Source organism: Nostoc sp. (genome assembly GCF_036916975.1).
GTDB lineage: Bacteria > Cyanobacteriota > Cyanobacteriia > Cyanobacteriales > Nostocaceae > Nostoc.
In genome coordinates this window covers 1-21,115 of sequence record NZ_JBALFF010000009.1, presented here as the reverse complement: position 1 = coordinate 21,115, position 21,115 = coordinate 1, and the positions used below count along the sequence as shown (strand labels likewise).

Annotated in this window: 20 protein-coding genes, 1 tRNA gene and 1 pseudogene; 12 read left to right on the top strand and 10 right to left on the bottom strand. The window is 39.4% G+C overall.

What is annotated here, in order from left to right; genetic code table 11:
- Positions 1 to 176 precede the first annotated feature (176 nt).
- Positions 177 to 392, bottom strand: a complete 216-nt coding sequence (locus V7K73_RS01810) for a hypothetical protein (protein ID WP_334876592.1) — start codon at positions 390 to 392, stop codon at positions 177 to 179.
- A gap of 289 nt (positions 393 to 681) precedes the next feature.
- Here V7K73_RS01810 and V7K73_RS01805 point away from each other — a divergent pair, with 289 nt between their 5' ends.
- Positions 682 to 864, top strand: coding sequence for a hypothetical protein (locus V7K73_RS01805; protein WP_334876589.1), 183 nt, complete (start codon positions 682 to 684; stop codon positions 862 to 864).
- Between the two features lie 222 nt (positions 865 to 1,086).
- Positions 1,087 to 1,782 carry a pentapeptide repeat-containing protein gene (locus V7K73_RS01800; RefSeq protein WP_334876587.1) on the top strand — a complete coding sequence of 232 codons (696 nt, stop codon included), beginning with the start codon at positions 1,087 to 1,089 and terminating at the stop codon, positions 1,780 to 1,782.
- Between the two features lie 159 nt (positions 1,783 to 1,941).
- On the opposite strand, the pseudogene V7K73_RS01795 reads toward V7K73_RS01800, so the two are convergent.
- Positions 1,942 to 2,541 (bottom strand): annotated as a pseudogene (locus V7K73_RS01795) (hypothetical protein); the annotation flags it as partial.
- A 618-nt stretch (positions 2,542 to 3,159) separates the two neighbouring features.
- Between V7K73_RS01795 and V7K73_RS01790 the strand changes: the two are divergent.
- Positions 3,160 to 5,685, top strand: coding sequence for a CHAT domain-containing protein (locus V7K73_RS01790; RefSeq protein ID WP_334876586.1), 2,526 nt, complete (start codon positions 3,160 to 3,162; stop codon positions 5,683 to 5,685).
- Between the two features lie 285 nt (positions 5,686 to 5,970).
- On the opposite strand, the gene V7K73_RS01785 is transcribed toward V7K73_RS01790, so the two are convergent.
- Together V7K73_RS01785 and V7K73_RS01780 are read right to left on the bottom strand one after the other, a co-directional pair.
- The gene (locus V7K73_RS01785; protein WP_334876585.1) at positions 5,971 to 6,588 is read right to left on the bottom strand and encodes a hypothetical protein; all 618 of its coding nucleotides are present in this window, start codon (positions 6,586 to 6,588) and stop codon (positions 5,971 to 5,973) included.
- A 90-nt stretch (positions 6,589 to 6,678) separates the two neighbouring features.
- The gene (locus tag V7K73_RS01780) at positions 6,679 to 7,569 is read right to left on the bottom strand and encodes an SGNH/GDSL hydrolase family protein (protein WP_334876584.1); all 891 of its coding nucleotides are present in this window, start codon (positions 7,567 to 7,569) and stop codon (positions 6,679 to 6,681) included.
- A 478-nt stretch (positions 7,570 to 8,047) separates the two neighbouring features.
- Between V7K73_RS01780 and V7K73_RS01775 the strand changes: the two genes are divergently transcribed.
- Entirely contained in the window at positions 8,048 to 8,437 is a 390-nt protein-coding gene (locus tag V7K73_RS01775) for a hypothetical protein (protein WP_334876582.1), read from the top strand.
- A 450-nt stretch (positions 8,438 to 8,887) separates the two neighbouring features.
- Here V7K73_RS01775 and V7K73_RS01770 read toward each other — a convergent pair whose 3' ends face one another.
- Positions 8,888 to 9,469, bottom strand: coding sequence for a DUF411 domain-containing protein (locus V7K73_RS01770; protein WP_334876580.1), 582 nt, complete (start codon positions 9,467 to 9,469; stop codon positions 8,888 to 8,890).
- Between the two features lie 472 nt (positions 9,470 to 9,941).
- On the opposite strand from V7K73_RS01770, the gene V7K73_RS01765 reads away from it, so the two are divergent.
- Positions 9,942 to 11,084 carry a BMP family ABC transporter substrate-binding protein gene (locus V7K73_RS01765; protein ID WP_334876579.1) on the top strand — a complete coding sequence of 381 codons (1,143 nt, stop codon included), beginning with the start codon at positions 9,942 to 9,944 and terminating at the stop codon, positions 11,082 to 11,084.
- Positions 11,085 to 11,311: 227 nt separating this feature from the next.
- On the opposite strand, the gene V7K73_RS01760 is transcribed toward V7K73_RS01765, so the two are convergent.
- Positions 11,312 to 12,055 (bottom strand): cobalt-precorrin-6A reductase, encoded by a 744-nt coding sequence (locus V7K73_RS01760; protein ID WP_334876596.1) that lies wholly within the window; start codon positions 12,053 to 12,055, stop codon positions 11,312 to 11,314.
- Positions 12,056 to 12,057: 2 nt separating this feature from the next.
- Positions 12,058 to 12,474 carry a DUF1636 domain-containing protein gene (locus tag V7K73_RS01755; RefSeq protein ID WP_334876577.1) on the bottom strand — a complete coding sequence of 139 codons (417 nt, stop codon included), beginning with the start codon at positions 12,472 to 12,474 and terminating at the stop codon, positions 12,058 to 12,060.
- Between the two features lie 287 nt (positions 12,475 to 12,761).
- Between V7K73_RS01755 and V7K73_RS01750 the strand changes: the two genes are divergently transcribed.
- Positions 12,762 to 12,835, top strand: a tRNA-Val gene (locus V7K73_RS01750).
- A 155-nt stretch (positions 12,836 to 12,990) separates the two neighbouring features.
- Here V7K73_RS01750 and V7K73_RS01745 read toward each other — a convergent pair.
- Positions 12,991 to 16,233, bottom strand: a complete 3,243-nt coding sequence (locus tag V7K73_RS01745; protein ID WP_334876575.1) for a type I restriction endonuclease subunit R — start codon at positions 16,231 to 16,233, stop codon at positions 12,991 to 12,993.
- A 207-nt stretch (positions 16,234 to 16,440) separates the two neighbouring features.
- Between V7K73_RS01745 and V7K73_RS01740 the strand changes: the two genes are divergently transcribed.
- The 6 genes from V7K73_RS01740 (at position 16,441) to V7K73_RS01715 (ending at position 19,411) form a co-directional block, all read left to right on the top strand.
- Entirely contained in the window at positions 16,441 to 16,605 is a 165-nt protein-coding gene (locus V7K73_RS01740; protein WP_334876573.1) for a hypothetical protein, read from the top strand.
- A gap of 69 nt (positions 16,606 to 16,674) precedes the next feature.
- Positions 16,675 to 17,316 carry a hypothetical protein gene (locus tag V7K73_RS01735; RefSeq protein WP_334876571.1) on the top strand — a complete coding sequence of 214 codons (642 nt, stop codon included), beginning with the start codon at positions 16,675 to 16,677 and terminating at the stop codon, positions 17,314 to 17,316.
- Between the two features lie 15 nt (positions 17,317 to 17,331).
- The gene (locus V7K73_RS01730) at positions 17,332 to 17,679 is read left to right on the top strand and encodes an STAS-like domain-containing protein (protein WP_334876569.1); all 348 of its coding nucleotides are present in this window, start codon (positions 17,332 to 17,334) and stop codon (positions 17,677 to 17,679) included.
- Positions 17,679 to 18,284, top strand: a complete 606-nt coding sequence (locus V7K73_RS01725) for a hypothetical protein (protein ID WP_334876567.1) — start codon at positions 17,679 to 17,681, stop codon at positions 18,282 to 18,284. The genes V7K73_RS01730 and V7K73_RS01725 overlap by 1 nt, the downstream gene beginning before the upstream one ends.
- Positions 18,285 to 18,437: 153 nt before the next feature.
- Positions 18,438 to 18,899, top strand: coding sequence for a DUF29 domain-containing protein (locus tag V7K73_RS01720; RefSeq protein ID WP_334876565.1), 462 nt, complete (start codon positions 18,438 to 18,440; stop codon positions 18,897 to 18,899).
- Between the two features lie 50 nt (positions 18,900 to 18,949).
- Positions 18,950 to 19,411 carry a DUF29 domain-containing protein gene (locus tag V7K73_RS01715; protein ID WP_334876564.1) on the top strand — a complete coding sequence of 154 codons (462 nt, stop codon included), beginning with the start codon at positions 18,950 to 18,952 and terminating at the stop codon, positions 19,409 to 19,411.
- Between the two features lie 14 nt (positions 19,412 to 19,425).
- On the opposite strand, the gene V7K73_RS01710 is transcribed toward V7K73_RS01715, so the two are convergent.
- Positions 19,426 to 19,761: a XisI protein gene (locus V7K73_RS01710; protein WP_334876563.1), complete on the bottom strand. Its 336-nt coding sequence runs from the start codon at positions 19,759 to 19,761 to the stop codon at positions 19,426 to 19,428.
- A 153-nt stretch (positions 19,762 to 19,914) separates the two neighbouring features.
- A complete protein-coding gene (locus tag V7K73_RS01705) occupies positions 19,915 to 20,946 on the bottom strand; it encodes a restriction endonuclease subunit S (RefSeq protein WP_334876594.1) in 1,032 nt (343 codons plus the stop codon).
- Positions 20,947 to 21,115 lie beyond the last annotated feature (169 nt).

The window sequence follows — 21,115 nt, the reverse complement described above, 5'->3', positions numbered from 1 at the left end:
GAGAACCGTAGTTTTTGCCCTCACCCTAAATCCCTCTCCCAAGTCTGGGAGAGGGACTTTGAAAACGTCACATTTTAGAATGAAATAGCCCTGGGGGGATAGGTTAGGGTTATCAAGGTTTTTGCACCTGACGGGATGCTCCCCTGGTATATCTTCAGATTGATCGGTAAAAGATTTTATCTGTAATAACATTTATCAATCCAAATTCGCATTTCTTCTTCAGAACCAAAACAGGCAGAACGTCCTGTGATTGGATCGTAGGCACGCCAACAAGAAATGTGACCATGCCAGTCTGATTCGTGCCACACTTGGAGGTCAGAAGCACTAGCCATCCAGGTGGTAAAATGTTGCCAATATTTTCGTAAATTTAACAAAATATTAAATTTATTCATAGTGAAAGCACTCGATCAACAGTGAACTATTACTTTTACTTTCACGTAATAATTTTAAACTGAGAAGGTACAGTTTTGGCAGATTTGATCTAGTACAGTTAAGCGCCATCTCAACTGGTATAGTAAAAAATCTCGCAACTGTACTAGGTAAACTTGGTAAAAATAGTTTATATTGCCAGTATTGATGATTATTTAGTCATTGACGAGTGCGGCAAAATGAACATTTTATTAGAACGGCAGTCAAGCAAACCGATTTAACTGTTACAAAAGCTAAATACAGAGGTAAACTATGTTTCCTTTTTGGGGTAATGTCTGTTATGGAAGCGAACCCATTTCGCACAAAGCTAGCTTAGAGCGGAAATTAAAATTCTTGATTTGGATGCGAGATGATTTAGAGTCCAAACTGGCTGGCATTAATGCTTCTATTGATACGATTCGGCAGCAAATAGAACGCTCAAATTCAGCTGTTTAGAACTTAGTTCTTACAGACATTTGTACTTAAGCCGATTGTAACTTTTTTGTGATTGGGGGCTGTACATGGGCTGCAAAGCGTTTTGTAGGTCTTTGTGCAGCCCTCTGTCACAAAGTAGGTAGTCTTAAATGAAGCCGAGTCTTTTGTGCTGGTAACTGGCAGAGTTGATTAATATCTGAAGGTTAAAGCCGTAATCGTTTTAGAGTGGCAAAACTTATAGAAATGAAAAATATTATCTCAATTGTTTGGAATAACTGGTTAAAACCGCACAAAGAATCTGTTTTACTATTTGATTCAACTGCTGCCGCTAGCGAGATTGCCTTAATGCTTAACGGCGAGTGGGATGGCTGCAATGGTGTAATCATGGCTAAATGTGATGAGGTAGCTGTTAATACTGCTGCCAAACTTACGATAGCTACATGGTGTTATCAAGGCGCATCCAAAGCTGTTTTAGACAGACTAACAACTGATGAAATTTTACGCCGTTATGCAATAAAAGAAAGAAATTTTGTTAATGCTAATTTGAGGTGTGCAGTACTTACATCAGTGAAGCTGAGTGAAATTAACCTAAGTTATGCAAACCTGAGTTGGGCAGACCTAAGTCAAGCCAATCTAAGTTATGCTGATTTAACAGCAGCAGACCTAAGCCAAGCTAATTTAAGTGGAACTGACTTAACCAAGACAAACTTAATGAGGGCAAACCTAAGCGGGGCAGACCTGCAACAAGCTTCGCTTCAGGGGGCTAACCTAAGTAGTGCTAACTTAACTGAAGTTAACCTCACTGGTGCAGATTTAACTCTCGCCAATCTAGCACTAGCAGATTTAAGAGGGGCAAATTTTTACGAATGCAATTTGAGTGGGGCTAACCTAATAGGTGCCAAGTTTATTGAGAGTGACTTGGCTTTTGCTAGACAATAATCGCGCCTTGTAGCGAAGCGATCGCTTTGTGGTTGCACAGTCTTTCCTGGTTTGTGCAAGTTAGGGGTTGTGAGGGTGCGATCGCTGTTCACAAAACGTGTGGGTATATCATGTTTTAATGCGACTTTGGGTGCAATTATTACTGTCACTTACTGCCAGGACTTCGGTTAAGTGACCTCGGTGATTCAGATGGAAGTAATTGACAAAACGATACATTATCAACGGTTGATTATCCACTGGTCGCAAAGCATACTCTTCTATACTGGCAAACAGTAGTTTATCTTGTAGTTGTCTATCGTTAGTAAATTTGGCGATGCAAGCCATTTGCTGTTGCATATAACTATCGTTTTGCAGTAATTCTTGGATAACTTCTTGCAATATATCCATAACACTGGATTGGCGATCGCGGCTGGAACCTACCCAAGTTTGAATCTGGCTGCGTAAAGAAACTAAACTCCCCAATCGTATGATTAAGTTGCGATAAGCTCGTTCTCTACCGCTCCCTAAGTAGCGTTGGCGTAAAATTTTCCAGCGATACTCCATTAGCTGCTTGACAATCTTCATCTCTAATGGTTCAAGTAGTTCAAACCGTTTTAAATCTCTTCCCAAAAGCCAACGAACAATACTCTCTCTGGTAGTTGCACTTTCTTCTGGGCATTCCTGTGCTAGGCGTTTGTGCCAATACTGTTTCAGTTTTACTGCATTCTTTACTAGAAGAAGATTGCACTCTTTGAAACTCAATTTTACAGTTTGCATCATAACTCCTTTGCTGTCTTAACAGTGATGTTCGCCTGTGAAAATTTATCCTTCTGAAATCAAAAATTCAACTTCAGCAGTAACCGCATTAAGTATCTGATTTTTCCGATTAAGTTGTGAAATATCGAAATAGCAGGAATTTTAGATTATATTTTATGTAGACATAAATTTTACAAGTGAATTTTTTATCTATTCAATATTAAATAGTTTTTCTTAAATATAAAATCTATAAATCTCATATATTTTAATCAATACAGATTTAAAAACTCATGCAAATACTAATATCTATTTTTGCAAAAGTTAAGTAAAATTTTTATATACGTATTTTTTTATACAAATTTTTACTGACTTTGACCAAGTTCATTATTATACCCTCACATAGGTTAGGGCAGTGTTGATTGCTCAAAGGCTTGAAAGAAATGGGGTTTTACTCAGCACTCAGCACTTTGCTATAACTGAAAACTTCAAAAATTTCTACTAGCGAGCCGTTTTAATTTCCTCGAAGTGAGGCGCTTGGCTATCGTGAACTTTACTATTAATCAGAGTTCTCAATAGAAAAATAGTAATACCAATTTTGGATGAAAGCTATATTGTAAAGATATATAGTTTTTATAAATATAAATGACTGAACAATTTTTATATTTCAATGGAATTAATGGCGCAACGGGAGAATACTTCCCGTCTCCACGTAGTTTTAAACAAATTGCTCAAATCGCCCAAGGTAAAAAGTTTAATGATCCACTTGATTTAATCCAACTGCAACAGCAATATCAGAAATCTCCAGAAAAATCTAGGGGACTGGTAGAAGGTAAAGACCCAAAGAACCTAGCGCAGACAGGCTGGGGAATTATTTTCGCCTATGAATATAAAGATAGTTCTGGTTATCAAGCAGAGGCTCTAAGAGATGCCCTCAGTGAATTACTAGAGCATCGCCGCCAACAAGCAACACAGATAGACAACCGTTATTACCAGGAGTACATAGGGCAAAAAGCATACCGCACTCAGGAATCAAAGCAGCAGTTTTTGGAACGCCATCGAGTCGCCCCAGGGCCTGTGAATCCAGAGAAAATGCCCTACTATTTACTGATTGTTGGTGATCCCCAAAGTATTCCTTATCACTTCCAGTATCAGTTGGATGTGCAGTATGCAGTTGGCAGAATTTACTTTGATACTTTAGAAGAATATGCTCAGTATGCACACAGTGTAGTCAAAGCTGAAACTGGTGAAATAATTTTACCCCAAAAGATTTATTTGTTTGGAACACAGAATCAAGATGACCAAGCTACCCAACTCAGTGCCGAGCATCTGATCAAACCTTTATCACAATGGATAACTCATGACCAGCCAAATTGGTCGGTGCAGACGGTTGTGGGCGAATCAGCAACTAAAGCAAGATTGAGCCAATTGATCAGTGAGGTACAAACACCTGCTTTGTTGTTTACTGCTACTCATGGTGTCGGCTTTCCGAACAATCATCCACTTCAGTTACTCCACCAAGGGGCGCTTCTGTGCCAAGACTGGCCAGGCCCATCCCAATGGAAAGGAGAACTACATCCGCAAACACATTACTTTTGTGCAGACGATATTGGTAATGATGCAAATTTACTAGGGTTAATTACGTTTCACTTTGCTTGTTATAGTGCTGGAACCCCTAAAATGGATGACTTTAGTCTGCAAAATGGGACTCAAAAGACAGATATTGCACCTCATGCTTTCGTGGCTCAACTTCCCAAACGTCTACTGAGTCGAGGTGCTTTAGCTGTAGTTGGGCATATTGAACGAGCTTGGGGATGTTCTTTTGTGTGGAAGCAGTTGGGAGAACAACTGGAAACTTTTCAGTCGGCTTTCAAACGCCTGATGGAAGGTCATCCAGTCGGTTCAGCAGTAGAATTTTTTAATCAGCGTTATGCAGAACTCGCTTGTGACCTGAATGTGGAGTTAGAGCAAATAAAGCCCAACACATCTGTTGATGATTGGAAGATAGCTAGTTTGTGGACAGCGAAAAATGATAGCCGTAATTACGCAATTATTGGAGATCCGGCTGTGCGTTTGATGGTGCGAACTAATCCCATTCCCAATACTGAACGCAAGAAGATTACTGTTGATTCACTCAAGTTAGCTAACTCCAAAAGTTCAACTAATGCAGAGTTAACACTATCTAAATATAATCAACAGGCATTTCTCAGCCAACAGCCTCAGTATGATTTTAAGAATATCAAAAAAAATATTTTAATTTTATCAGCTAATCCGAAAAATACTGATAGGTTACGTCTGGATCAGGAAGTGCGAGAAATTCAGGCAGGTTTGGAACGTTCTCAAAACCGAGATAACTTTGAAATTATTACTAGATGGGCAGTTCGTACCGATGATTTACGTCGTGCATTATTGGATTATGAACCTGAAATTGTACATTTTTCGGGACACGGTGCAGGAACTGATGGCATAGCGTTAGAGAATATCTCTGGAGAGTCGCAATTGGTTAGTACGGAATCTTTAGCCAATCTGTTTAAACTTTTTAAAGATAAAGTTGAGTGTGTTTTGCTTAATGCCTGTTACTCAGAAATACAAGCTGAAAGCATTCACCGCCATATTGATTGTGTAATTGGTATGGAACGTGCTGTCACAGATAAGACTCTAATTAATTTCTCACTAGCATTTTATGACGCTCTTGGTGCTGGAAGAAGTTATGCTGAAAGTTTTCAATTTGGCTGTAATAACATTGACATTCTTGGTCTACCAGAGTCCTCAATTCCAAAAATTAAAATCCGAAATAACTCTAAAAGTCTGTTTTTTAACAAGCAGCCAAAATCTAATATGAGTGGTAGTGGCAATTATAACGAGCGGATTGAAGGTAATTACATTCAAGGGAATTACTACGCCATTAGCAAACAACAAAACCTTGCTGAAGCTGCTGCTGAAATTCAAAAGCTTTTAGAACAGTTAGCTCAATCCTATCCTACTGATACAACTTTGGGAAAAATGCAAATAGCGGCTGAAACCATTAAGGCTATTGAAAATAATTCAATGATAGGAGAACTGGTAATTAGTGCTTTAAAAACTAATGGCATTCAAGCTTTGGAGCAATTGCTTAATCATCCTGCTGCTAGTTTTGTCATTAGTGCATTGGAGGATTGGCAGAAAACTTAGGGTAGTTAAATTTTTTCCCTCACCCCCAGCCCCTCTCCCAAATATGCGAGAGGGGAGCAAATTCTCTAGTTCCCCGAATCCCAATATTGGGATTCGGAGTTAGGGGATGAGGGCTTATCAAGGTTTGTTTTTGCACCTGACGGGATGCTCCCGCTAATAGTTATCAACTAGCTGTATCTCTTCTCAAAAAATACTGTAAATAGTTGTCATGTTGTTCGATTATCATCAGCGATGATGAAGATGGACAAAATCATAACGAATGGAGATATTGAGCGAAATAAACTATTAACTACAATAAGCCAGATTGCTTAATCTAGGAGTATTTACTAAGTCAGTATTAACTATCCAACCATTACCGGATAACTCTCCAGGGAAACTTCTGAAAAGGTCGATTTCTACCCAAATATAATTTTCAGATTTGTATGAATTAACTACATTACCTGTAACCAAGTTCACAAACACAGTTGTGTTTGGATTAATTGTTGTAATAAAAGCTCCTTTTGTACTTGGTTGGCGACGGATAGTTTCAGGTTGTACAATTTGCCGACATACACTACCAATAGTAGGTTTACTCCATAGGTTTTGAGCGTTGTTGTTAGTCTGACAAAATTTCAGCACAGCAGTTTGAATAAACCCTGAAGTCGGAAATTTAATTCTGACAAATTTATCTCCATTAGCTGGTATATATGCTAAAGAAATATTTGTTTGTGCCGACAATATTCTGATAGCGTTAGATGATGTTGAAGGTTCTTTGAAAATTGGAGTATCTACTTTAGTTGCACGACAACTCGACTGTGAAGAATTGGAGGGAGTCTGTGTGATTTGAGCAAATACAGGTACACTCAGAGCGAACGTAGCAATCTTTACTATAGTAAAAATATACAATAACTTCTGAAATTCCACGTTTTTTCCTCAATATCACTTACCAAAGACTGTACATTAGATTGAGTCTATCAAAACATGGTAAAAAACCCGTATGTTGAAAGTCATCAGTTAAGGAACCAACATTGAACGAGGATTGATCATCCCTGCCTTTTGAATCGTTGAAAAAGCAGTTTCCCCGATGATGCGATGAGCCGCAGCCGTCGGATGAATGCCATCCCAGAACAAAAACTGGTCTGGGTTACTACAGGTGCGATCGCCTGACAAACATGGACTGATGACATTGATAAAGTTAAATGCTGCCGGATTTGCCATCGCATCTCGATACAGCGCGTTAGTATCTAATTGCACAATCTCCAGATGGGAATGCTGTTGACTGAGTACTTTAAGCGATCGCCTCAAGCCTTGATTATGTGCTTGTGTTAATGCACTGAGGTTCACAGAATTCGTACTGTTTCTAGTGGCAGGTAACTGTCCTAAATCTGGTAAATTTGCTACCAGAATCTTTTTAGCACCCACATCAATTAGAGAGTTAATTGCCGTTGTCAGATTTTTAACAGGAATAGTTGCACTGCTTACCCCTTGCAAGTAATCATTTGCCCCTCCCCACAGCACATACAAAGCATCTGGATTTGTATGTTGATGTGTCTGCGTAAACGACTGCACTTGATTGAGCAAACTAGGTACATAGCTGTTGTCAACACTGCCAGTAGTCGAGCCTCCGTAAGCAAAATTATGAGTTTGCTTAGAGGAGAGATGCAGGCTTTCGCCAAGATACTCAATCCAAACCCGACCATTCGAGTAACGCCCCTGAAAGTAAGTTGGACTAGGTGGGTACATTCCTCCTGTCGCCCGGAATACCATCCCTGTATCCGAAAGACTATCCCCAAATACGTAAAGTTCTGAGATGGGATGAGTTTTATCCATAATTTTCGCCGCTACAACCATGATAAAAATGAGCAGAGCAAGTCCTGTTCTTAAAAGCCACTTTTTTCTTTGCATTAAACTTTTCTGCAAACCCTAAAAACAATAGTTTTTACAACTGTTTATGATTATTCTTGTGAGTAAAGATTGAGCTTGCTATTGACCACTTCTCTAACTTAACAACCTAGCTTCAGAGCTAGTGAGCAAAACCGGATACTTTCAGGTGCGGATTTTGCTAACTGTCTTAATGCAATGCTTTTGTCAATACGTAAGTATTGGTATATTTAAAAAAATAAATATGATTTTTATACATATAATTATACCTGTGTTACTAAATTTGCAGATGTTCAGGTATTCTTGCCCATTAAAGGAACTCAATTGGAAATATCAACCAATCTGTTGTGTGTCTGGATTTAGTGTTTTTCAATTAGCTCACCCTTTTGGGTGAGTCATATATCAACCGATCAGGGGAACTGATTGAAGGAAGCTGAGATTAATAATAAAGAGGAATCTATTACTAAGGAACAGCGATCGCATTTTACCTAAGAAGCACTTTATGAAACTAGTTACCTTAATAAATTCTGGACTGCTTTTTGCTTTTATTACTCTTGTACCTGGAATTGCTGGCGCTCAAACAGCTACTAACAACAGTAGCAAGATAGCTATTAACTCTAACAATTTATCTAGTAATTCTACTTCTGTTAGTTACCTCCAGCCCTTCAATCTAGTTACTTTTGCTTATCAGGGAGGTTTCAAGCAGGACGGGATTCCTAGTGGAGACGCGCTAATATTTCAAATTCACGACAGAAAGATTATTGCAAAAGATTTAGTGAAGGCTGCTGTTAATGCAGATAAATTACCATCAGAAGCTTTAAATGACCAAAATTATCTAAGTGCTGTGAATTTACAACTCAACGCATTGCCTGATTATGCTGCTGCTGATTGATTTGGTTCTTGTTAATATTTTTTTTAAAAGCGAAGTTTTTATTCATAGTATATTTGTGCGCTTGTTCCCAATATAATTAAGAACCGTAGTTTTTGCCCTCACCCTAAATCCCTCTCCCATATATGGGAGAGGGACTTTGAAATATCTGGCTCCTTTAGGACTTACGCATTGACAGAAAAGCCCAAATAGCAGATATAGCGGTTCTCGTTTATGTGAGGTACATCCGTAGGGGCTTGTCTAAGACTTGCCCTTACAACTGGCGATATAATGTTGTACCGCATCTGAATGGGAACCGCTATATGCTTTTCAGAGCTTAAAAGCCAAATCTTTCAACTATCGTTTTGCGATCGCCCTTCGGAAAAACTTTTTGGTTTACTGAGATTAGCCTGTAAGCATAAAACGTGACATTTTAGAATGAAATAGCCCTGCTCTGAATACAGCGACATTACATCAATAGGATGGATATTTATTGAATACCGCAACTGAATCCTTGCGATCAAAAGAAAGCACAGAAAATGGGTCTTTTCGATCCCCCATCTCCATCCCAGGAGTGCCTACGGGCATTTGAGGAACAGATAAACCAACAACATTTGGCTTTTCTTGAAGCAAACGTTTGATGTCGTCTGCTGGAACGTGTCCTTCGATAACATATCCATTAACAATTGCTGTGTGGCAAGATGACAAGTTATCTGGCACATTATACTTTTGTTTGACTGTTTCGATGTCAGGTGTAGAAAAGTCTGTGATTTGAAAACCTTGTGCTTTTAAGTGGTCAATCCACCCACCACAACAATTACAATCAGGGCTGTGATATACAGTGGCATTTAACGCTGTTGATTTTAATGGTGTCTGTTTATCTTGGATACCCTTAATGGTACTTACCAGTTGAGCATTACTCATAGAAGCAGTGCTTCCCAATACGCCCAACACCCCTACTGTTAGACAGATTATTACCACTGCACGTACAGCAACACTTACCAAGATAGAAGGTAAGCATTTTTGCCACCAATAAATAAATTGTTTGTACGACATCTGAGACTTCCTAAGTACAACATTACATAAATTTGTTGTAACAAATTCTTTTCAAAAAGACTTTAGGGTAATCATTGAGGGGTATTTTTATCATTGTCTATAATATTACCATTAACAAAGTTTGGGGGTTTAAGTCCCCAGCAAGACAGGCAGCACGTTTTGTGTCGGGGTAAAATCCCCCGAAGTAATGCAAGTCCCAAACCGTCCCCACAACAGCACTCAACTCTACGAGAGGCTTTGTGCGTTCGTCACAAAACGTAATTACGAATTACGTACAGCCCTTTGGGCATGAAAACCGCGCAGCGTGCCGGAGGCTCTATTACGAATTACGAATTATTTAATTGCCTTCTTTCTCAAGTAAGTTGACCGCAGAAATAAAAAGTTAAAATTAAGTAAATAGCTAATCTAAACCGTTTCTACCATTACCAGCAGTCAGAAAAATCTTATTAACAGGTAAACCTATTAATAAAATATGGATCGTCGAAATTTTCTAAAGTATGTCACTTTAGCAGGATCTACCTTTGCCTTAACTAGTTGTATTCAAGGCAAAAATTCCAAATCGCAGGGTGAGGTATCTCCCTTGGCGTCGCCTGTGGCGGTAAATGAACCTCTGAAGGTGGGATTTGTTTATGCCGGTTTTGTGGGTGATTTTGGCTGGACTTATGCCCATGATTTAGGCCGCAGAGACATGGAAGCCAATCTTCAAGATAAGGTAAAAACTACCTTTGTGGAAAATGTCAACGAAGCTGCTGATGCTCAAAGGGTGATTCGCCAACTCGCATTAGATGGTAACAAGTTGATTTTTACAACTTCCTTTGGATACATGAACCCAACAATTAAAGTTGCCAAGGAATTTGGTGATATTGCCTTTGAACATTGCAGAGGATACAAACGTATTGCCAATGTCGGCACTTATTTGGGACGCTTTGAAGAACCGCGTTACTTAACCGGCATGATTGCTGGCAAGATGACAAAATCAAATGTAGTTGGTTTTATTGGCGCATACCCAATTCCAGAAGTAATTCGGGGAATCAGTGCATTCACTCAAGGAGTAAGATTAACAAATCCCCAAGTAAAAGTTAAGGTACTTTGGGTACAAAGTTGGTACAATCCAGCTAAAGAAAGAGAAGCGGCTCAAGCTTTGGTAAATTTAGGTGCGGATGTACTGACGCAGCATACCGACTCTGGTGTTGTTGTCCAATTGGCACAAGAAAAAGGCATTTATGCTTTTGGCTACAACACTGATATGAGTAAATTTGGTCAAAAAGCCCACCTGACATCAGCTATTAACAAATGGGGCAAATTCTATACAGATAAAGCCTTGGCTGTAATGAGTAATACTTGGAAATCTCAAGAGGTTTGGGATGGTATTGGTGAAGGAATGGTGGATATTTCCCCGATGAATGAGGCGATTCCAGAGGATGTGCAACAACTGGTGAATGCGAAGCGCGATGAGTTTATTCAGGGTACTGCACATCCTTTTGATGGCCCAGTGAAAGACCAAAAAGGGGTGGTGCGAGTGCCAAAGGGTAAGGTTTTGGATGATCAAAAACAACTGGCAATGAATTGGTATGTTGAGGGAATTGAAGGGTCAATTCCCAAGGGTAAATCTTAGCACTGCTAAACACTCGACCAACCCAATTTTGCTGAGTAAACCAAGTTTTAGAATTTTCTCTCTTTCTCTCTTTCTCTCTTTCTCTCTTTCTCTCTTTCTCTCTGTGTTCTCTGTGCCTCTGCGGTTCGTTATTCATTAACACAATACTAAAATTTCTTTTTTGAATTTTGGATGCTCCATAGAAAGAAGGAGCTTTGATTCTGCTCGGCGGTCTTTTCCTTCTTGAATTAGTCGTGCAACTTGTCAAATAGCCATGCCAAAGCATTATCAACATCAGTAACCTGCTCCCCTGGCGGTATGGCTGGACGATTTACCATAACAACGTTTACGCCCAGTTCTCGCGCTGCAATAATTTTGGCCTTTGTTGCATCGCCACCGCTATTTTTACTGACTATGGTATCAATCTTATTATGAATCAGGATTTGCCTTTCATTATTGAGGGTAAAAGGCCCGCGATCGCACAATATCATTCCTGCTGGTACTAAAGCATCATCACTAGGAGGGTCAATCATCCGCATCAAAAACCAAATTTTCTCTAAGTGAGCAAAGGCGGCGAGTTCTTGCCTACCAACTGTCAAAAATACTCGCTGTGCCTGGTTTTGCAAAGATGCGGCGGCGGCTTCAACACTATCAACTTCAATCCAGCGATCGCCACTTGCTTTTTCCCAAGGACGGCGTATTAACATCAGACGGGGTACTCCGACTTCGGTTGCAGCATCCGCCGCATTGAAAGAAATCTGACTCGCAAAAGGATGGGTTGCATCAATTAATAAGTCGATTTGCATGACTCGCAAATAGCTAGTCAATCCAGCCACACCACCGAAGCCTCCAACCCGTAAATCGCCTAACGGTACTGATGGTTCACGGGTGCGCCCAGCTAGAGAGGTGATTGCTTCTAACCCTTGGATAGTCGCCACTTTGGCAGCTAGTTCTGCGGCATCTCCCGTCCCACCCAGAATCAAAAGGCGCATCATTAAGTTGAAGGTGGAATTTTTGCTAAAATGCCCTTTTTCAGCGCTTCTGGACGCTCTGACCAAGGCAGTAAACCATCTGCTTTCACATAGTATTGACTAGCACATTCTAGTACCGCAGATGCACTCTTATCAACAGCTAAATCACCAAACAAATATGTTAATTTGCCTTTAGCAGCAAAAGCAACAACACAAGAACGATTACAAGCACTCATGCATTCAACTTCTTGAATTGGAAATTTATCTCGTAAGTCCCAATTTTGTGCAAGCTGCTGAAGCTGAGATAGAAGTTTTTCACCGCCACTTTCACCTAAGCGTTTTCCATCTTGCCAAACGCTAGCACAAGTTTTGCAAACAAATAAAGTATGGTCGGCAACACCCAAGGGACTAGTCGGGGAAATATTTACAGTAGTAGTCATCTGTACCTCGCAGATATGTGGAACTGATAAATCTATTTTGGCGGGCATTTTGACTCACTCTATTTGGGATTTTAGATTACATCTCAAATTGGTTTACAATTGCTCCCAAGTGCCAGATTTGCGCCGAACTTTAAAAGTTACCTCCATTAGCTAGACTCCCACCAGAACCGAATAACCTTATCGATCATACACCCTAGTCGAATGGTACTTTCCTTATAAAATGGATTTACACTTTTATCTTGCTTTATCAAGAAAGTATGTGTTATTGTTGATAATTGTGTGGTTAAGGACGTATAGCTCAGTTGGTTAGAGCGCTACGTTGACATCGTAGAGGTCACTGGTTCGAATCCAGTTACGTCCATTTTTATTGTTTGATTAGTTCGTTAATTAAGTAGGACTTACGCACGAGTTACGGAATAACAAACCGCAGAGGCGCTGAGGACACAGAGAAATGAGAGTTTGAGAGATTTTTTGCGTAAGTCCTATTAAGGCTTTAGCAAGTAATATGAAGTATTATTACGCTGCATAAGGATGTTTATTAGCACTTTTATACTGCTGATAAATATGGAGAAATACTATATTACTCAGGTTGTTTACATCGCTATCATCATAAGCATCTACAGGTAAACCTGTGTCTTCGCTATATAAATAATCATAAATAAAACTCTTAATGGTGGCTCTTGTAGATTCTTTATCCCGCCAGTTTTCTAGTTGTTGTAATTGTGATTTTACGGCTTCAATTAGCGACTGAGCAACTTGTTTGATGCGGTTTCTAATTTTGGTATCTAAATTATCTTTTGATGAACAAAGTAAGTCAAAAACGGCAAGGTGTTCTTCGCTTAAACCTTCGCGGACAGCACGGGTGTCTTCTTCGGATAGGTCTTTGACAAGTTTCAGTAGTTCCTCAAATGTTTGCTCTATGGCTACTCGGTCGGTTTCGCGGTTATAGTTTTGGATAACTTGTTGATAGCGCGTGTAGTAGTCAATGCGAGATGGGTTTTGTTGTACCATTCGCTGGAGTTGGCGTTCGACGGCTTCTTTCAGGGTTTGGACTGAGGTATTTTTAGTTGGGGAATTGGCAAATTCTGCTTTTAATAACTCAAAGTCTATATTGCTAATATTGTAATTTTTGCCTGACTCTGCACCTGGAAGACGGGAAGTATCAACGTTGATAAACTCGCTGACGACATTTTGTAAGGAACGGAGAACGGCGTTGATATCTAAAGATATTTTGTGTTGTTCATGTAAATGTTTGTAAATTTGCTGAATGGCGTTATATCTTTTTTGGTAAGCTGCTGTTAATTTCGGTTCAGTAATTAGCGCCTGTTTCTTTTTGAAGACTTCCCTGGCTAATACTTCAAAGCGGGCGCGAGATTCATCGTTAGTACAAACTGCGTTAACTGCACTTGCTAAAGCCGTAATTTGATCAAATCCTGCTGTTTCTAGTAGTTCTTGGATGTCAAACCCGAAATTGGCGATGTGGTTAATACAAGTTTGAAGTGCGATCGCATAATCTTGTTGTAATTGATTTAGATCGTTGTAAGGTGTTATACTTTCATCTGCGCTTCCTACCTCTGCACGCGAGTATCTGGCGAGGGCGGCACGGAGACTTGTTAAAATACCGTTGTAATCAATTAACAAGCCGTTATTTTTCCCTTCGTAGACGCGATTTGCACGAGCGATCGCTTGCATGAGAGTATGTCCTTGTAAGGGTTTATCTATATATAATGTGGCAAGGCTGGGAACATCAAAGCCTGTTAACCACATCGCGCAGACAATCGCAAAACGGAAAGGGTGTTGTTCGTTCTTAAATTCTTCCTCTAGATTGCGACTTTTAATAATCTGGCGATGGGGGATGATATCTAAACCCCAATCTCTAAAAGTTTTAACTTCGTTTTGGGCTTCGCTAATCACAACTAAATATTCGGTTGACTCCAACCATTGCAGATGTTGCTGGTGTTCCACTTGCTGGTGTTCCACTTGCTGGTGTTCCACTTGCTGGTGTTCATCACCAGCTTGTTTAACTAATTGTTTCTGTGCTTGTATTGCTTGTTTGCAGTATTTATCGATAAGTCCATGCATTCGCACAGCCGTAATCTTATCTAGACAAACAAGCATAGCTTTTCCGGTTTGCCAACGTTGAGTATAGTGAGTTACTAAGTCTTGGGCGATTCGGTCTAAACGTTTTTCGGCGGTGAGGATGAGATATTCTCCCCCCAAGCGGCGACGGACGGCTTCTTCTTGTTCCGCGTCCAGGTGAAATTGTTCGATTGCGGTGGCCAGGCGTTGATTTAGTTCCTTGTCAGCTGCAACTTGGTGTTGAGTGCCTTTGTTGTCATAATATAATTCTTCCCCACGATTGTCGTAGTAGAGGGGAACAGTTGCACCATCTTCGACAGCACGTTGAAAGTCGTAGGTAGAAACGTAGCCGCCAAAAACTCGGCGGGTAAGTTGGTCTTCTTCCGACTCCATTAAGGGTGTACCGGTAAAGCCGATGAAAGATGCATTGGGTAAGCTAAAACGCATATTTTCCGCGAGTTTACCGTATTGGGTGCGGTGCGCTTCGTCGGAGATGACGATAATATCGGGACGGTGGGAGTAAATCTCACCGGGTTTATTAAATTTGTGAATCAGCGTAAAAACGTAGCGATGATTATCTTTGAGTAATTCAGCTAATTGTTCACCACCGGCGGCTTGAGTATTAGTTTCTTTGATAGCACCAACGCCAGCAAAGGTTTGCACGATTTGATTATCTAATTCTTGGCGGTCTGTGACGATGACAAAGGTAAAATTACCTGTTAATTCGCGGTGGACTTTGCGAGTCAGAAACGCCATTGAGTAAGATTTACCGCTACCTTGAGTATGCCAGAAAACGCCAAGTTTACCTTCTCGAATTTCGCGTTGTTGAATGGCGGTAAATGCGCGGTTAACACCAAGAAACTGGTGATTATGAGTCAAAATTTTGATGGTTTTACCGCTACTATCATCAAAGAGGATGAAGTTTTCGATGATGTCGAGAAAATTGTCTTTGCGGCACATCCCCATTAACATTGTTTGATAGTCAACTTTGCCGAGTTCTTCTTCTTCTAAACGTTTCCATTCTTGGAAGTGGCTATAATCACTGGTGATGCTACCTACTTTACCGATTATGCCATTACTCAACATGACGATGGCGTTGTGATGGAAAATTTCGGGGATAGTGTCTTTGTAGTCGGTGTAGTTTTCTTCGTAAGCGACTCTGACGTTGCGGTGGGTGGCTTTAAGTTCAATAAATAGTAAAGGAATGCCGTTAACAAAGCCGATGATATCAGGACGACGGGAGTAGAGAGAACCTTCAATAGACAACTCCCGCACAATTAGGAAATGATTATTTTCTGGGTATTCAAAATCAATTACTTTCAAGCGGGGATTGATGGTTTCACCTTCTGAGTTTTTGTAGGGTTTTTCTAGGATACCTTCGCGGATAAGTTGGTATTTTTTCTGGTTGATGGTGATTAATTGGTCGGAAATATTGGATGTGGTGAATTGTGCGATCGCATCATCGTATACTTGGTTTGGATGACCAGGGTTAAGTTTTTCTAGTGCTTGGCGCAGGTAGCGTGTGAGAACAACTTCCCGTTTATCTTTGCGTCCTAGTGTGCCGTTAATTCCGAAGGTTTCCTTTTTGTATGCGTAAACTGAGTGCCATTTCAGGGTTTGTTCAAAGAAGTTAGCGGTAGTTTGTTGCACCAGGCGGTCTTCGGAATATTCGGAACTCATGGCGGTGATAGGTGATACGGGTAGCTATTATATTGATAGCCTTGCAATTGGGTAAGTAGCAAGTATCACCTGTAATGTATTGAGAAAATAGTATTTTTGCTCATCACAGCCTTAATTATTATTTAATGACTATTACTTACGAAGAAAAACGGCTCATCAATAATATTTACCTGGTATTATGCGATCTAAAGCTTTGCAATTAGTGTTGTGAGCCTAATTCTGGAAATTCCCACGATTAATGACAAAGCAAAGGATTTTGACTGCCTATCCCAACTATGGCAGAGAGTTCAAGCAGAGACAGAAGAAGTCATTTTTGATTTTTCCCGTTGTCACTTTTTACGACAAAACGCCGTTGCATTTTTAGGGGGTTAGGCTCGACTAATTGAGTCACACGGCGGTAAAGTTATCTTTAACTGGGAGACAGTGAAAAAGCACGTTGGCATGAACCTAAAGCAAAATGGCTTCATGTACGCATTTAACGCTGTTGAGAAACCGTGGCTAGGTAATTCTATTCCTTACAGAGAAGATTTATCTGAAGATAGAGATGGTTTAATCCACTATTTAGCGGAAGATTGGCTGGGTAGAGGCTGGGTTCATGTGAGTAATATTTTAACAGCTGTAATAGTCGGGATAACTTGTGAAATCTATGCAAATGCTTTTGAACATGGAAAAACTAATATCGGTGTTTTTAGTTGCGGACAGCATTTTCCCCGGTTAAAAGAACTTAATTTGACTGTCGTTGACTTTGGTGTTGGAATTCCCCAGAATGTACGTGATTTTGTGAAAAATAATGACTTACCAGCAGACGAAGCCTTAAAATGGGCTTTTCAAAAGGGGGCAACTACTAGAGGTGGACAGGTAACGGGTGGTATCGGTCTTGACTATTTAAAACAATTTGTTCATATAAATAAGGGTAAACTTCAAATTTTAAGCCATGATGGATGTGCGACAATAGATGAGAATGGAGAAGTTTACGAAAAGAAACAAAGTTTTTTTGGAGGAACACTGGTAAACATTACGCTCCTGTGCGATGAGTCACTGTATGCTTTGGACTTTGAAGCTGATGACGAGCTGTTGTTTTAAGGGAGAGATTGAAGTATGAAGCACGAAATCCTTACCTTAATAGGCAAAAACTGTATTACACCGGGCGATGGTCAGAAGGTGTATGATTTGGTTTATCCAGAATTATTAGCAGAGCATCAGGTTGAGCTAGACTTTGCAGGAGTGGAAATATTTGCTTCCCCCTTCTTCAATTTTGCCATTGGACAATTACTTCGAGATATTGAGCCAGATAAGCTAAATCGTCTGCTAAAGTTTTCTAATCTTAATGCGGTTGGTAAGCAGATACTTAAGTTAGTAATTGAAAACTCAAAGCGGTATTATTCCGACCCTGATTTTCGTAGTCGGTTAGACCAAGTTATCAGCGAACAAGCAAATACATATTAATGGCTGTTAATTATACAGTTCAGGCTCAGGTTGTTGATATCCGGTCTGATATTCCTAACAAGGATGATATTTTTTTAGTGGATACAAATGTCTGGTATTGGTATACATATACTAATGCCAGTATCTCATCTCTGGCTTATCAAATTACAGAATATCCTTCCTACGTCGCCAAAGCCATTTTTGCTAACTCTTTACTTTTATACTGCGGTCTTTCTGGTGCAGAATTAGCACATAATATTGAGCAAACAGAAAGACAAATATTTTCTTCGACATTAAGACCTAAAGAATATCGTCATAACTTCCCAGCAGAAAGAGCAAAGGTAGTCGCAGAAGTTACAGCTGCTTGGAATCAGGTTATATCAATTGCTGTATGTACTGAAATATTGATAAATGAAGCTACAACCAATATAGCATTTACTAGATTTCAAACTCAAATATTGGATGGTTACGATTTGCTCATACTAGAGGCTATGGACAAAGCAGGGGTTAAACAAATAATTACTGATGATGGTGATTATGCGACTGTTCCAGGAATTAAAGTTTTTACAGCTAATAGTGGTGCGATCGCTGCTGCAACAACTCAAGGTAAGCTTTTGGTAAGGTAAAATTTGTTATTATATAGTTATCCTGCTACTTGCGAAGTCTCAAGTTCCACTTGGGATACGCCTAAAAGCAATCTATTTAGATATACTACGAGCATAGCAAGAGCGGGATTAAATTAAGTTTATTGGTTGGATTTTACGAGGTTGAAAAATTAGATGACAGCGCCTCAACCAACGGTGTTTACAAACTCTCAGCTTTACGAACAAGATTTTTATTTGTGGATAGAGACAACTGCTAAACAGTTAAAAGAAGGCAGATTTTCTGAGGTTGATTTAGAAAATCTTATTGAAGAGATTGAATGCATGGGGAGAAGTGAAAAAAGAGCTTTAGAAAGCAATTTAGTAATTTTATTAATGCATCTATTAAAATACAAATATCAGCCAGAAAAACGTACTAATAGTTGGCTTTCTACTATCTTTGAACATCGACGCAGACTAAATAAAAATTTGCAAGATAGCCCAAGTTTAAAAAAGTACTTTGCTGAAAACTTTATGGAATGTTATCAGGATGCACGTCAGCTAGCAGCTTTAGAAACTGGTCTAACTCTTGATACTTTTCCTATGGAGTCTTTTTTGAGTGCGGATGAATGTTTGAATCAAGAGTTTTTACCTGATTAATTTAATTTTGCTATCTTCTTTACTTGATATTCATGAGGTTGAAAAATTAGATGACAGCGCCTCAACCAACGGTTTTTATAAACTCTCAGCTTTACGAACAAGATTTTTATCTGTGGATAGAGACAACTGCTAAACAGTTAAAAGAAGGCAGATTTTCTGAGGTTGATTTAGAAAATCTTATCGAAGAGATTGAATGCATGGGGAGAAGTGAAAAACACGCGCTTGAGAGTAATTTAGTTGTTCTATTAATGCACCTATTAAAATACAAATATCAGCCGGATAAACGCTCTAATAGTTGGAAAGGAACTATTAGAGAACATCGCCGCAGGTTGAGAATAACTTTTAAGGATAGTCCTAGTTTAAAACCATATTTTCAGGAGGTTTTTACGGAGTGTTATCAAGATGCAAGAAAGCAAGCTAGTGATGAAACTGGTTTATCCCTTGATACTTTTCCTGTAGAGTCTCTGTTTACTGCGGATGAATGTTTAGATGAAGATTTTTTACCGGATTAGTGAAGTATTGAGATTTAACCCACAGCATAATCTGTAAATTGGCGCTTAAATGGCGAATGAAAGCCGATGACAATATCCTGTTTGGGGATACCTAAATTTGCTAAATCTTCTCCTACTTCGTTTTCGGTTCCGTTGTGTTGCAGCCAAACTTTACCATCTTTGATATCTAGATGTAAAAAACAACCATAAACACGACGGTCATTTTTCCAGCCGACATTTACAAGTTGATAGTGGTGATGTTCTGTGTCAAAAATTAATTGGGTTTCAATTTCTGGATCTTGATTAGAAATTGCAGCATATTCTTGCAGAAGTTGCTGAATTATTTGTTGATATTTTTTTAGTTTATCCATTTTTATTTGTGAAAATCGAGCGGCTCAGATCCCCGACTTATTAGAGAAGTCGGGGATCTTTTGGTTCACGAATGATTTAGGATTGCTATATTATAAAACTATGCTTGAAATATAAGAGTATTTTGTCAAGTATATGTAATGGCTATTTGTTTTCTAGACGGCGATGCTTCCGTTCATCAGGCGAGGAAGGAGTAAATCGCGGACTTCTTTAAGTTTTTGAGTTTGAAGATAAAGATTTGTAATCTGTTTGTCTATCGATTTAGAAATATTTTCAAATTTATTAACGATTTCTACAGATGGAACCAGCATTAACTGTTCTGAAAGTTGCTTTTTTGTTACGGACGCAAAAATTGATCCATTTCCAATAATATCTTCTTGAAAAAAGTGAGTTTTCAACTGATAATACTGAAAAGATTGATATCCATCACGATTTCGGATAGCAGATAAACCTCGTCCGATGATGATTTTATCAAGAGTAATGTTTAAACGACCAACAGGCGCACGCACACTACAAAGAATATCTCCAGCTTCCGCTATTCTATTTAGTTGAGTGCAATATATTTCATGACTAACAAAGCGATTACCAAAGTTTGAAACACCCTGATGAAAAGGGAGTCCTTGCTCAGAGGTATTATAAAATTCAGATGGTGGACTTTGCCCCATTATCAGTTCACAAACTTCTTCAAGGGGTTTATGACTCCATCCCTCTGGAATGCCATCAACTATCTTCACTGACTCGTAGCCAGGGAAGCGCGATCGCACAAACCATTCCTTATACAGCAGGTGGATGGACTCTTCCAGCAGTGCTATTCGGCGGTTGTTGTTGTCGATGAAGCGATCGTAGCTTGAGAGGATCTCAACTATGCGTTGTTGGGTTGCAAGTGGCGGAAGAGTGACTTTTATCTGAGAAATAATAGATTGATTAAGAGTAGCCATCGTTGCGCCATGTGAGCCTTGATTTTTCATCCATTCCTGATGATTATTAGTCAGAAAGAAATATGAAATAAATTGAGCTTTAACTGACTTGGCATAAATTCTCAATCTGATACAGTCTGAACCCTGTAACCATCCAGAATGTTTTGCTCTGATAAAAGCATGACGTTCAACTGCACCCTTACGAGCAAAAACAATATCTCCTTCTTCTAAAACATGATTTGCTAGTCGATTAACTGTATCTTGTCCTATATACTCTAAATTTTCTGAGCGAATGTTAGTAAATCCTATATTACGGACATTAATAACAGGAATACCATCATCAATGAACCTATCCCACTAATATGAAAATGTGATAATCTACTTTCCATCTGAGAAGAGTGTATCAGTTTATGGCTGGACGTTTTGAAGGACTGAGTGA